We start from the raw sequence: 13,689 nt of genomic DNA on the forward strand, positions 1-13,689 counted from the left end.
TATAAGTTTAACTTGAATATATATATAAATATTGGTATTATTAGATAGTTAATTAAATAGATACTCATTTGTATAGGGGAGTAGTTAGCTTTGAATAGTTATTAAGTCAACATAATGGATGTAAATCCTGGCTTAATATTAAATAACGAGACTTATACGTAGTTTTGCGCTACGTATAAGTCTCTTTTATTTTGCAAACTATATATGTATTTTCCAATACAAGGCTCTAGTCCATCTACGAAAAACCTCCATACTTTAGTGTGGAGTAGTTTAGTTGGAGATGCTTTAGTTTAAAATTATTAAAAGAAAAAAGGAGATCTAAAATGGGATTATTATCAATATTTATGACAGCAGTAGGACTATCAATGGATGCAGTTGCGGTTTCAATTGCAAAGGGAATGACAGTAAAGAAAAATTTACTTAGAAATGCTATAAAAATAGCTTTGTTCTTTGGAGTGTTTCAGGGGGTAATGCCATTAATAGGGTGGTTTGCAGGGAGATACTTTGAAAACTATATTAAATCATTTGATCATTGGATTGCATTTATATTATTAAGCGTAATTGGTGGAAAAATGATATATGAATCACTTAAAGGGAATAAGGAACGAAAAGAAAATAAAGAAGATGAAGTACGAGAAATAGATAAGATAAAAAAAGAAGATGAAATAATTGAAATACAAGAAGAAGTTAGCTTAGATAGAGATAGAGATAGTTGTGATAAACAATGTGAAATTAAAAGTGAAGAACTAAGCCATAAAAGTTTAACAATACTAGCAATTGCAACAAGCATAGATGCATTAGCTGTAGGAGTAAGCTTTGCATTTTTAGAGGTTAGCATAATTCCAGCAGCAACTATAATAGGATTAACAACATTTATACTATGTATAGCAGCAGTACTTATAGGTAAAAAATTAGGATGTATTCTTCAGAAATATGCAGAAATTATTGGTGGGGTAATATTAATAATTATCGGAATTAATATATTAATTGAGCATTTATTTATGAGTTAAATAATTAGTAAAAGACAAAGTAATTAAAGTAATGGATTGGAACCAGGAATAGATATAACCTTCACAGTATAGAAATATATTGTGAAGGTTATATTATTATTAAGATAGAATATTTAAGAATTAATTGGGTTAATATGAAAAAAATGTTATAATGGAAAGATGAAAAATAAGAGATATATCTAAAGAATAAAATTGGAGGATGCAATCATATGAGAAATAAGAATAATAGAGCAATTTATTTTGATGAGTATATTGAAATTAATGGTATATTACAGTATCTTTATCACTGTGGAACAAATGAGGAAAATCCTGTAATGTTATTTTTACATGGGGGTCCTGGGTCTGTGGAGTCGTTGTTTGCTCATGCTTTTCAGGAGAAATGGGAAGAAATTTATACAGTGGTTCACTGGGACCAAAGAGGGGCTGGAAAAACTCTTTTTAAAAACAAAAGGGAGGAGCATTATCCAACAAGTGATTCTATTATGGAAGATACTTATGAGATTGTTCAATATCTAAAGAAAATATATAAGAAAGAAAAAATTGTTATATTTGGTCATTCTTTTGGTAGCCTTTTAGGTAGCTTGTTCACTTTAAAATATCCAAATGAAGTAGAATATTATATTGGTGTTGGGCAAGTAGTTAATATGTTAGAAAATGAAAGAGTCGGCTATGAAAAAATTAAGGAAGTAATTATAGAAAGTAATAATAAAAGTGATTTAAAGAAGCTTGAAGCAATTGGAGACTATCCGGGTGAAAATTTTGATTCTAATTTTCTAAAAAGTATTAAAAAATTAAGACATCTTCAGGAAAAGTATAAGTTAGCAGTTGCGCCTACATTAGGTTTAATTTTACTTGCATTTAAAAGCCCAATATTTAAACTAAGTGATATTATGGCACTTAAAAATGGTATGAAATCAAATAAAAATTTATTTAATTACTTATGTAAATTTGATCTTTACTCATACCCAAGTAATTATGATGTGCCTATGTATTATATTTTAGGCGGTGATGATTGGCAAACACCGTACGTTTTAGCTGAAAAATACTATGAAATTGTTAAGGCTCCTAATAAGAAGTTCTTTAAAATCCCTAATGCAGGACATTTGACAATGATAGACCAACCTGAGTTGTTTTTTGATGTCATGAAGGAAATTAGATATACAAACCAAGATGAAATTAGGTTGTGTAATTAAGTTTAGGTGTGATTATTTATGAAAAGAGGATATTTACACTTAAAGAAATAGTGTGAAAAATCTAAATGTCAAAGAAGGTTTAGTTCTTAATAATTAAAATTTACCATAAGAAATTAATAATGGGGGTATATATTGTGGATAAGGTTAGAGCATATTATGATAGTAATGCAGAAATGGAATGGGAAAGGCTTAATAATCCATATAGTATTGTTGAATATAAAAGTACATTATTTTTAATAGATAAGTATTTTAGTAATGATGGAAGCGTTATTGATATTGGTTCAGGACCAGGTAGATATTCAATAGAACTTTTAAAAAGAGGATATGAAGTAGATCTTTTAGATATATCGCAAGAAGAGTTAAACATTGCTAAAAATGAAATTGAAAAATTAGGATTAAAGGCAAATAATTATTACTGTAGAAGTGCAATAGAACTAGAATGTTTTGAAGCTGAATCGTATGATAATATATTAGTAATGGGACCTATGTATCATCTTCATATTAAAGAAGAGAGGCAAAGAGTTTTAAAAGAAGTATATAGAATTTTAAAGAAAGATGCAGTAGCGATAATATCATATATAAATACCTGGGGAGCGATTAAAGCAGCAGTAACTGAGTTTCCACTTGAGTTTGATAATAAAAATAAATTTGAAAGATATATGAATGGAGACTTAAGTTTTTCAGAAGAAGAAAGCTTTACAAAAACTTATTTTACAACAGCAGAAAAAGCTTTACGGGAAGTAGAAGAGGTAGGATTTGAAATAGTATCATATGCTGGTGCAGAAGGATTTCTTAGTGGAATTTCTACAGATATTAAAAAACTTGCAAATAGTAACAAAGAAATATATGAAAATTTTATCAACGCAGCAGTAGAAACATGTGAACTAAAACAATATAGAGATGCTACGGAACATATTAATATTGTAGTTAGAAAGTAGAATGAGTTTAACCATGTAGAATAAGTAACTACATGGTTTTTTCTATATGTATTTCTAAATACATTGATTCAAAGAGAGAATTAAATGTAAAAATAAATGGGGTATTTACAAAATATTTGATTTAATCCTAATCTTTAGGACGAAATTAGATAAACTTTTGTATGATTAGTACGAAAGTATTAATAGAGTATTGGTAAATATGATATGTAATGGGAAATATACTATTTTGCTAGTATTAAAAGAGGGGGATAAATATGAATATATATATTAATAATAGACAAGGGTTTAACAATTTAACAAATCATAAAAGTAATGAGAAAAAGGTCATAGATAAATCTATAAAAGCTGAAGATATTAAAGATAATAAAAATTCTACTTTAAAGAAATTAGAGGAATGGAAAGAAAATCTTATTATACAAAAAGGAAAGTTGCAAGAAGAAAAAGAAATGGATCCAGAACTTAAAAAGAATAGAATGAAACAAATTAATGAGGAAATAAATCAAGTACAGCAACAAATTCAGGAAATTAAATTGATTGAAAAAGAAAAAGAGATAAGAGAACGTAATGAGAAGAGTGAGGGAAAAAAACAAGAGAGAGATATTAATAAAGATGAAGTAAGAGATGGAATAATAATAGCTAGTAGCTTAAATAAGTTAATTGATGCAAATAATAATTTAAAAAACTCAAGAAATCTTAGGACAACTAAAACGAATATGGAAATGGAACTAGGATACTTAAAGCAAGGAAATAGCGACAGCAATTTTGTGGCTAAACAAAAAGAAAAGTTAACAACTGGAATAGGTAATCTAGAGTTCAAGGCAAAAATGCAAGTAGCTGAATCAATTAGAAATGTAAATAAAAATGAATATAAAGCAGAGAATACTATTAAAAAAGAAACATTAATAAATGGTGATGATTCAGAATCAGAGAAATCAAATGAAAATAAAGTTAATAATAAGAAAGAGAAAGATCAAAATGAAGACGGTATTAAGAAAAATGAGGAAAATGCAGAAATTCTAAATAAACAAGTCTAGTTTAGAAACTAATATAACTATTAGAGTTACAGCTGTATCCATTTAAAGAATAATTCAACATATCTTAATCCATCTGATCCAGATAGTTTCAAAAATAATATTGTTAATAATTTTATTTATTTTACAATGCCTAAAATAATTCACTTATCAGCAATAGTAAACAATTATACTAAATAACAAAAGAAAAAATTATAATTAAAAGGAAGAAAATAATATGATGAATTTTAATTTTCAAAATTATACAAAACTTATATTTGGTAAGGATAAAGAGTTAACAGTTGGTAAAGAGGTTAAGAAGTTTTCTAGTAAAATACTTATTCATTATGGTGGAGGAAATATAAAGGCTAGTGGATTATATGAAAAAAGGTTATATCTTTAAAAGATGCTAATGTAGAATTTATAGAGCCATCAAGGGTTAAACCTAATCCAAGGTTATCACTTGTAAAAGAATCAATAGATATGGTTGCGATATAGTTTAAGTTAGATAAATCTCTGTTAAATATTAGTTAACACTATATTTAACAGAGATTTTCTTATTGATTAATGTAATTTAATTCAACATTGATGCTTCAGGAATAATAAAATAAATAACAGACCAAAAATCAAGAATAATGGTGTTATTTATGAGATATCTTATATACTACAAGTACCATTGCTACATTTATTATCATCTTCCACATCTAAGTTATCTTCTGATGATAGATCCATTTCAGAATAAACTTTTTCTAAAAAATCTAAGAAAACCTTACTTGGTTGAGCTCCAGATACTGCATATTTATTATTGAAAACAAAAAATGGAACTGATGTTACTCCAAGATCTGCAGCTTTTTCTCGTTCTGCTTTTACATCATCTTTATAGCTATTTCCTTCTAACATAGAAATTACATCAGTTTTGTTAATTCCAACATCTAAAGAAATATCACCTAGAACATTTATATCACCAATATCCAATGAATCAACGAAATAAGCTTTTAGCAATCTTTCAACTATTACATCTTCTTTATCTATAGATTTTGCATATTTAGCAAGTCTATGAGCATCAGCAGTATTATTTGGAATTAGATTTTCGAAGTTGTAATTTAAGCCAACTTCCTTAGCTTGAGCAACTATACCATCATTCATTTCTTTTGATTTTTCGTAAGTAATGCCATATTTTTTAGCAATGATACTATTAATATCAGCATTTTCTGTTTTTCTTGTATAAGGGTTAAGCTGAAAACTACTATATGAAATTTCTACATCATCTTTCCCTTTAAATTTATCTAAGGCACCTTCAAAATTTCTTTTTCCTATATAACAAAATGGGCATGCATAATCTGACCAAATTTCAACTTTCATAAATAAATCCTCCTTAATAATAATTATTAAATAACTATATATATCATTGTTTCTATAGATAATAGCATAAGTTTTTGGATAGTACAAATTTGGTGGAAAAGTACTGAATTAAAGGACGTTATAATTTCTATAGCAAAGCAAGAATTTGCTAATAATATGCTCTAGTAGCGTAAAATTATAATTTTTAATAAGTTACTAAAAAACATTGAAGTTAGTATATAAAAGTATTATAATTTAATTAAGCAAATGCTTAACTAGATGAGGTGATGTTATGGAAGAAGCAATAAAAATTTTAAAAGCATTAGGTGATGAGACTAGAATTGAAATTTTACGTCTTATATCAGAGAAAACCATGTCTGCCAAGGGAATAGCAAGTCACCTTAAAATAACAGAGGCAGCGGTATCACAGCAAATAAAGATTCTTAAAGAATCTGAATTAATTATTGGATATAAAATTGGTTATCATATTATCTATGATCTAAATGAAAAAAAATTAAAACATTCCATAAAGTTCATAGAAAATATTATAGATAATGATAAAACTAATATAAATGTACCTAGTGCTCTTAGATGCACTAAGAGTTGTAAGCATTTAAAGTGTGTTAGTAATAATAAATTTAAGGAGGAATCTATAATGAAAGTTTGTTTTCCTGTAAAATCTAATGAAGGAGTTAAAAGTGTACCATATGGACACTTTGGAACAGCTCCACTATTTGTAGTATGTAATTTGCAAAATGATGAGGTAACTACAGTTGGAAATGGTGATTTAGGACATGAACATGGTAGTTGTAATCCTATTAAAGCATTATCAGGAGAAGCTGTTGATGCTGTAGTTGTTGGAGGAATTGGAGCTGGAGCAATTAATAAATTAAACTCAATGGGAATTAAAGTATATAAAGCTAGTGAGGGAAATATAGAAGAAAATTTAGTCGCGTTTAAAAATAATGAACTAAAGGAATTTCCAAGTAATCATTTATGTAGCCATGATGGATGTTCTCATTAGTAGCAAGATAATCACTATGTGAATATCTTGGTTTCTATCAAATTAACAACCCAGTAATTATAAAATTACTGGGTTGTTTAATTTTCGAGTTATATAATTTAAATAGTATTTCATTATTTTTTTTATTCTAATTCTTTAAGCATATCCAAATAAATAATAAGAATACTAACTTGTTATTTATTTGGAGACCCTTTAGATATAAACCTCTTCATTTATAATGTTAACCTATTATTTATTTATTTATTTATTTATTTATTTATAGAGTTGTTTTGAATATTAGCTTTTTAGACTATAAAAAAATAGTAACTAAATAATGTGAAAATATAAAAAAAGTGGTATAATTAGGATATTATTATGAGGAATATTGGAGGAAAAATAATGAAGCTGTCAAAAAAAGTAACCTTGATTTTTTTAATATCAACTATTTTTAGCTTAGGATTTTATAAAATTATGGCATATATAATGATTGATAAAATGTATAGTGGAGAAAATGAGAGAATAAGTGGAATTGCAGGTGGAGTAGTAACACGATTTAATAGTGAAACAAATACCATTAAGGTGAAAGGCTTAGACTATGCAACATTAATAAAAGCTTCAAATAATATAAATAAAGACTTTGGAATAAATGATGGAGATTATAGAGTTGGACTGCAAGAAAAGATGGAAGAGGATAATATCGAATATAAAATAAGGTTAAAAGAAGATCTTTCATTAGATAATATATATTTACATAGTGAAAATGATAAAGATGTGGTAAATAAATTAATTTCTGATGTAAAGGGAAATTATAATGGAGGCATGGAACCTTTTAATGATATTATTACAGCAAATGAAAAGTTCTACATTGTAGCGGTTTCACCAATTTTAAATGATGGTGATAGTGAGGTAGTTAGAGGATATTTTCTGCTTGCAGAATGTATAGATGGAGGTTTAGCCCAGAAAATTGCAAAAGTATTAAGCAGAAATGTAAGCCTTGTTTATGAGTTAGAAAAACCATCAATTGCAAAGATGGGAACAACTGATAATAAGGAGACTATTATAAATGAAACTGATAAGGTGGAGGTTTTATCTTATTACAAAATAACATCAGTTACAGGTGAAGAATGTTATTTAAAGCTAAAAGAGAGCCTTCTTGTAAGGATAAGTGCTACTAAAACTATAAATAGATTTACAATATTAGTGAGTATTGTATTTTTAATTATAAATATATTGATATTTATAGCTATTAAAAATGTGGTTGTTAAAAGAATAGTATTTATTAATGATGAAATAAAAAAGGTTGCAAGAAATAAACAAAAAAATATAATAACTAATAAATTAAGAGGAAGAGATGAGATTAACGACTTAGCCAAGGATATTAGTGATATGGTTATATTTTTAGATAAGTCAATAGATAAGATGTCTTACTTAGCAAATTATGATACTGTTACAAATCTACAAAATAGATATAGCATATGTAATTTTATGAATACCCTTATTAAAGAAAAAAAAGACTATACCATATACTATATAGATTTAGATAACTTTAAAAGTATAAATGATAATTTAGGACATACTATTGGGGATAATGTTCTTTGCGGGGTCGCAAAGACTCTTTTGTCACTTGAAGAGGCTGAAGTAAAGGTTGGAAGGGTTGGTGGAGATGAGTTTATAATTATAAGAAAAGGGACAAGAAGTGATGAGGAAAGAATAGAGTTTGGAAATTATTTTCTGAAAGTTTTAAGGCAAACATTTAAATATAAAAGTTATACTTATCATTTAAGTGGAAGTATTGGGATAAGCGCTTATCCAAAACATGGGGAAAATATTGAAACACTTTTAAAATATGCAGATATTGCTATGTATAGAAGTAAGAAGAGTTTTAATAACAAAGTTCAGATAATTTCAGAGGATATGATAGATGAAATTGAGGTTGAGGGAATGTTAAGTGATGCATTAAGTAGAAATGAGTTTATTGTTTATTATCAACCAATTTTAAAGTTAGGTTTAAATAAAATTGTTGGTGCTGAGGCATTAGTAAGATGGAATAGGTCTGGAGAAATAATACAACCTTCTAAGTTTATAGACATTGCAAAAAGAAGTGGAGAAATAGCTAATATTGATGCTATAGTTTTAAAAGAAGGCATAAGAGTAGCTAAAGAGTTTAGGGATAAAGGATATAAAGAATTCCAAATTTCTGTTAATATATGTTTTATGTTGTTAAAAAATGATAGCTTTGTTATTGATTTAAAGGAAATGTTAGAGGAAATAGATTTAGAGCCTAATGCTCTTAAAATTGAGATTACAGAGGATGAAATATTAGATGATCCAAAGTATATAATAGGTATATTAAATGAAGTTAAAAAAATAGGGGTACAAGTTAGTCTAGATGATTTTGGATCAGGTTATTCATCTTTTAATCACATAAAAATACTTCCTATTGATACTATAAAAATAGATAAAACTTTATTATTGGAGGTAGATGGGGATGATAAAAGTAAATCTATTATTGAAAGTATAATAAATCTTTCCCATTCATTAGGATTAGATGTTATATGCGAAGGTGTAGAGGGGAAAAATCAGTTAAGGCTATTAGAAAGCATAAATTGTGATAAGATACAAGGCTATTACATAAGTGCACCTGTTAATGAGGAAAGTTTTAAAAAATTATTAGATAATTATTCTTTTATATGATTATATTTAAAGTGCCTCTTAGGTGAATTAAGATTAACCTAAGAGGCACTTTTTAATTAATTGAGCTCATATATATCTGAAAATTCAGCAGAAATTTTTGAAGTATTGGGAACGTAGGTATTACAAATCATTTTATCATAAGGCTCCATAGATTTTACATTTGGTAGTAAAATAATAAATTCACTACCTCGCATTCGAGTACTATTTAGATAAACTCGTCCATTATGTAATTCAACTATTGATTTAACTAATGATAAACCAATGCCACTACCTTCTTTCTTTCTATTTAATGCATTATCTACTTGAATAAATTTATCAAATATTTGATCTCTCATTGAAGGGGGTATTCCAATACCATCATCATTTACTTTTATGCACACATTTGTATCTTTTAATGAGATAATAACATTTATATTGCCACCATTATTTGTGAATTTAATTGCATTAGATAATAGGTTTAACATTATTCTTTCTATAGCATAAGGGTCACATTTTATTTCTAATTGTTCTATTTCAGTATCAAATATAATATTCAATTTTTTTATTTCAATATAAGGCAATGTTGATAATGTAATATCTTCTATTAATTTTACAATATCATAGTTAACAAAAGTAAGATTAAAACTACCAGAATCTATTTTAGTAGTATCTATAAGGTTGTCTATTAATTTCAAAATTCTTAAGCAATTATGAGTTACACTTTTTTCATGTTTTCCATAATAGTCTTTAAATTTATCCTCGTTTGTATCTTTAAACATATTTAAAAGTTGTATAGAAGAATAAATTATATTAATAGGAGTTTTAAGCTCATGGGAAAGATTTGCAAAAAATTGATTTTTGGTTTCTTCATTTTCTTTAAAGTCTTCATACTCCTTATAAACTTTAGTATAATTATCTAATAAGTTAACATGTTGAATAGTGCTTCTAATTTTATCAACTTTTTCCATATTAATAAATGCTTCTTTGTAATTATTTAAGGCTGCATAATCTTTAGAAATTTTTTGATGAGCATATATAACATACTTTGACTCATACTTAGAGGAAAACTCAAGTGCGAGTTTATGATACTCAAGAGCGTTTAAATAATCTTCAAATTCATAATAAATATCTCCAAATAAAGAGTTTATTGTATAATCAGCATGACTAAATCTATATGAAGTTTTATAAATTGTATAAATTTCTTTTGATTTAGTAATCCAATTAAGTAATCTATCAATAGATTGATTATTTAATAAAAGACCTAGTCTACATTTTATTATTAGCAACTGAGAGATAAATTGTAATCTATATAGTTCTGGAAGTAATATTAAATTTTCTTGGATAAAGTCTATGCCTTTACCAATATAATCAATATTTGATTCAGTAGTAATATATAAATTAAGTAATTCTAAAGTAAATATACATTTCATTGTAATAGATGGTACAGCTAAAGTGTCAGAAAGTAAATTTTCTAAGATTTTACAACCTTCATTATTTCTATTTAAATCAATATATCCAACAGCTATAAAATAATTAATCATAATTTTTAAAGTAACTAAATTATATTTATTGGCTAAAAATGAAGCTTTTTTATATAATTCAATAGCATAATAATTATCTTTAAGGTAAACAGAATAAACTGAGCCTAAAAGCATATAGGTTTGGGCAGAAAACTCATTTTCGTAAAGGGGGAGTAAAGTTAATGTTTTTGATATAAAACCTAAAACTTCACTTGTGCAAATACCTACCCTTAAATTGTTAAAAAGTGAATAGATATATAGTTTACTTAAATCACAGAAGTTATTGCTTGCAGTGAAAATTTCCTCAGCTTTATTAAAACAATAAACGGATTCATCTAAGTCACTTAATATAAAATATAATTTAGATGCATAAAGATAACATTTGCCTGTGTAAGTCTCATTATTGGTAAGAATACTATAGTATAAACATAAGTTAAAGTGATGTAATGATTTATCGTTATTGCGTAAAGTATCATTACATAATGCAAGCAAATAATGAATATACATTAACTCTTCTAAGGAAAAGATATGTTCTTCATCTATAAGGTTTTCATATTTTGTAACACTTGTAGTTAAAAAATTCATGTCCAAAGTAAGACTGTAAGAATACTCTAATGAACTAATTAAATTTTTCAATGTATTTATCATAAATATCACCTTTTATTTTCCATACTTTTTATATAATTGTAACATAAAATGCCAATAAAACACAAATTTTTCTAAAAAAGGATTGGATGTTAAATAAACGTGAATTATCAACACTTTATTGTATAAAGTTTACTCGGATAACTTAGATTTATATTCTATAGGTGTAATATAGGTTATAGGGCTATAAGTTTTCAAAAAATAGGAACATTTGAAACTCCTGTGAATATTATAAAACTATATAAATTATTAGGAGATTTTAAATGAATGGTTATGAATTAATTATGACAATTCAACGAAAAATGAAAGATCCGGAATTCGCTAATAGATTTAATAATCTTACAGAAGAATTTAATAATGTACCAGGAATGCAACAAGAAATAATGAGAATAGTGCAAATACAAGATGAACATAGTAGACAAAAGGCTATGGAAAAACTACCATCTAAAGTTAAAAAATTAGCTAAGGAAATGCTTAGTCTTATAAATGATTAAGGCATTTTAAAAAAATAACAAGTCAAGCTATGATGTATAGTGGCTTGTTATTTTTTGAATAGGACTAAAACTCATATTAGTTAGTTTTGTAATGTGCATTAGTGAAAATAAATCTTAGGACTTTTAGGAGTTCTAAGATTTATTTATTTACTATTATATATAAGTAATTTTCAAAAAAAATAAATAGTTGAATAATAAAGTCTTTTTAGTTAAAGATTATAATAGGTCGTTTTATTTAGAAATTTAAAATAATAACAAGTCAAGGTGAAATGTATATTTTGATTTCATATGAATTATAAATATTAGATCATATTTGAAAAAAAAGGACGAATTTTATGGCAAAGCTAAAATGGAATTTAATTTTAAGTAAGAAAAGAATTAAAGATTATAAAGGTTCAAAAAAGAGTAGCGATATTAGAGATGAATTTGAAAATGATTATGACAGAATTTTATTTAGTGCTTCATTTAGGCGGCTTCAAGATAAAGCACAGGTATTCCCCCTAGAAAAGCTAGATTTTGTTAGAACGAGGTTAACACATTCTTTAGAAGTTTCTTCTATTGCAAAGTCATTAGGAAGAAGTATAGGCAATAGTTTAATTGAAAAAACAAAAAATGATTCTGATAAAGTTACAATGGAAGATGTAGATGATATGTGTAACATACTTTCTTGTGCAGGGCTTATTCACGATTTAGGAAATCCACCTTTTGGCCATTTTGGAGAAACAGCTATAAGAGAATGGTTTAAAGATAAATTAAATGAAAATAAAAATGGAACATATACATTTAAATTTAATAATTATGAATTTACCTTAGATGAGCAGGAAGCAAGAGATATTTTGAATTTTGAAGGGAATGCTCAAGGTCTTAGAATATTAACTAAACTTCATTTTGTAATTGATAGATATGGAATGAATCTAACAATGGGAGTATTAAGCTCTATTATAAAATATCCTGTTTCTTCTTTAGAAATAAAGAAGGAAAATGTTTATAGTAAAAAGCTAGGTTTTTATAAAGCAGAAGAAAAAGCTTTTAGGGAAATAGTTGAAGCCACAGGCTTATATAATTGTAGAAATCCATTAGTATTTATATTAGAAGCTGCAGATGATATTGCTTATTTGTTAGGAGATTTAGAAGATGCTTTTAATAAGGGAATAATATCTCATGATATATTTAAATTAAGGTATGAAGAATTTCTTCAAGAAGAAGGTTATGAAGAAAAAACATTAGAAGAAAGTTTATCATTTTACCTTTCAAAAAATTATGATATAGCAAAAGAAGAGTATGGATATGAAGATCCTGGAGAATATGCCTTGAAATCTTTTATTATTAAATTGAATAAACATTTAAGAAGTTTTGTGGTAGAAGAGTTTTTAGCTTCATATGAATTAATCATGAATGGAGAATATAACGGGGAACTTATAGGGAATTCTAAAGGCAATAAAATTTCTATATTCTTAAGGAGTATATCTAATGAATATGTATATAATGATGATAAAATAGTATCAAATGAAATAGTAGGTTACAATATGATCCATAGTTTAATGAATACTTTTATTCCAGTAGCACTAAATGAAAATGTTAAGTTATATAAAGGCTATGATGGAAAAGTGTACTCACTTATTTCTAAAAATTATAGGTTTATATGTGAACATAGTATAGAACAAGATAATTGTTCTAAGGAATATTGTAGGCTTTTATTAATAACAGATTTTATATGCGGAATGACAGATTCTTATGCTGCTTATATATATCAAGAATTAATGGGGATAAAAGTATAAAAGATATAAAAAAATAGACAAGAAAAGTACTATAAGGCAGAGCTGAAAATAAATAATAAGTCAAAAATCTTAAGAATATTTGAC

At 26.4% G+C, this 13,689-nt stretch carries 11 protein-coding genes; 9 read left to right on the top strand and 2 right to left on the bottom strand.

The features are described 5' to 3' along the window. Window positions 1-323: 323 nt before the first annotated feature. The 5 genes from J1C67_RS12355 (at window position 324) to J1C67_RS12375 (ending at window position 4,554) form a co-directional block, all read left to right on the top strand. Window positions 324-1,010 (top strand): manganese efflux pump MntP, encoded by a 687-nt coding sequence (locus tag J1C67_RS12355; RefSeq protein ID WP_167866575.1) that lies wholly within the window; start codon window positions 324-326, stop codon window positions 1,008-1,010. A gap of 209 nt (window positions 1,011-1,219) precedes the next feature. Next, window positions 1,220-2,203 (top strand): alpha/beta fold hydrolase, encoded by a 984-nt coding sequence (locus tag J1C67_RS12360; RefSeq protein WP_167866576.1) that lies wholly within the window; start codon window positions 1,220-1,222, stop codon window positions 2,201-2,203. Window positions 2,204-2,337: 134 nt separating this feature from the next. Next, a complete protein-coding gene (locus tag J1C67_RS12365) occupies window positions 2,338-3,141 on the top strand; it encodes a class I SAM-dependent methyltransferase (protein ID WP_244980248.1) in 804 nt (267 codons plus the stop codon). 254 nt (window positions 3,142-3,395) lie between these two features. Next, a complete protein-coding gene (locus J1C67_RS12370; RefSeq protein WP_167866577.1) occupies window positions 3,396-4,175 on the top strand; it encodes a hypothetical protein in 780 nt (259 codons plus the stop codon). Window positions 4,176-4,389: 214 nt separating this feature from the next. Then, window positions 4,390-4,554: an iron-containing alcohol dehydrogenase gene (locus tag J1C67_RS12375; RefSeq protein WP_167866578.1), complete on the top strand. Its 165-nt coding sequence runs from the start codon at window positions 4,390-4,392 to the stop codon at window positions 4,552-4,554. Between the two features lie 254 nt (window positions 4,555-4,808). Here J1C67_RS12375 and J1C67_RS12380 read toward each other — a convergent pair whose 3' ends face one another. Continuing rightward, entirely contained in the window at window positions 4,809-5,513 is a 705-nt protein-coding gene (locus J1C67_RS12380; RefSeq protein ID WP_167866579.1) for a DsbA family oxidoreductase, read from the bottom strand. Between the two features lie 271 nt (window positions 5,514-5,784). Here J1C67_RS12380 and J1C67_RS12385 point away from each other — a divergent pair, with 271 nt between their 5' ends. Next, window positions 5,785-6,516 carry a metalloregulator ArsR/SmtB family transcription factor gene (locus J1C67_RS12385; RefSeq protein WP_167866580.1) on the top strand — a complete coding sequence of 244 codons (732 nt, stop codon included), beginning with the start codon at window positions 5,785-5,787 and terminating at the stop codon, window positions 6,514-6,516. 378 nt (window positions 6,517-6,894) lie between these two features. Beyond that, window positions 6,895-9,189 carry a bifunctional diguanylate cyclase/phosphodiesterase gene (locus J1C67_RS12390; RefSeq protein WP_167866581.1) on the top strand — a complete coding sequence of 765 codons (2,295 nt, stop codon included), beginning with the start codon at window positions 6,895-6,897 and terminating at the stop codon, window positions 9,187-9,189. A 56-nt stretch (window positions 9,190-9,245) separates the two neighbouring features. On the opposite strand, the gene J1C67_RS12395 is transcribed toward J1C67_RS12390, so the two are convergent. Then, window positions 9,246-11,336 (bottom strand): sensor histidine kinase, encoded by a 2,091-nt coding sequence (locus J1C67_RS12395; RefSeq protein ID WP_167866582.1) that lies wholly within the window; start codon window positions 11,334-11,336, stop codon window positions 9,246-9,248. A gap of 260 nt (window positions 11,337-11,596) precedes the next feature. Between J1C67_RS12395 and J1C67_RS12400 the strand changes: the two genes are divergently transcribed. Beyond that, the gene (locus tag J1C67_RS12400; protein WP_089965054.1) at window positions 11,597-11,827 is read left to right on the top strand and encodes a hypothetical protein; all 231 of its coding nucleotides are present in this window, start codon (window positions 11,597-11,599) and stop codon (window positions 11,825-11,827) included. A gap of 335 nt (window positions 11,828-12,162) precedes the next feature. Further along, window positions 12,163-13,605, top strand: a complete 1,443-nt coding sequence (locus tag J1C67_RS12405) for a deoxyguanosinetriphosphate triphosphohydrolase (RefSeq protein WP_167866583.1) — start codon at window positions 12,163-12,165, stop codon at window positions 13,603-13,605. Window positions 13,606-13,689: the final 84 nt, after the last annotated feature.

The sequence above is a fragment of the Clostridium gasigenes genome, from assembly GCF_017348895.1.
GTDB classification, from domain to species: Bacteria; Bacillota; Clostridia; order Clostridiales; family Clostridiaceae; genus Clostridium; species Clostridium gasigenes.

Bases quoted from the DNA above. Each gene is read 5' to 3' on its own strand.
- J1C67_RS12355 (WP_167866575.1), top strand. From the start codon at position 324: ATGGGATTATTATCAATATTTATGACAGCAGTAGGACTATCAATGGAT.
- J1C67_RS12360 (WP_167866576.1), top strand. From the start codon at position 1,220: ATGAGAAATAAGAATAATAGAGCAATTTATTTTGATGAGTATATTGAA.
- J1C67_RS12370 (WP_167866577.1), top strand. From the start codon at position 3,396: ATGAATATATATATTAATAATAGACAAGGGTTTAACAATTTAACAAAT.
- J1C67_RS12375 (WP_167866578.1), top strand. From the start codon at position 4,390: ATGATGAATTTTAATTTTCAAAATTATACAAAACTTATATTTGGTAAG.
- J1C67_RS12380 (WP_167866579.1), bottom strand. From the start codon at position 5,513: ATGAAAGTTGAAATTTGGTCAGATTATGCATGCCCATTTTGTTATATA.
- J1C67_RS12385 (WP_167866580.1), top strand. From the start codon at position 5,785: ATGGAAGAAGCAATAAAAATTTTAAAAGCATTAGGTGATGAGACTAGA.
- J1C67_RS12390 (WP_167866581.1), top strand. From the start codon at position 6,895: ATGAAGCTGTCAAAAAAAGTAACCTTGATTTTTTTAATATCAACTATT.
- J1C67_RS12395 (WP_167866582.1), bottom strand. From the start codon at position 11,336: ATGATAAATACATTGAAAAATTTAATTAGTTCATTAGAGTATTCTTAC.
- J1C67_RS12400 (WP_089965054.1), top strand. From the start codon at position 11,597: ATGAATGGTTATGAATTAATTATGACAATTCAACGAAAAATGAAAGAT.
- J1C67_RS12405 (WP_167866583.1), top strand. From the start codon at position 12,163: ATGGCAAAGCTAAAATGGAATTTAATTTTAAGTAAGAAAAGAATTAAA.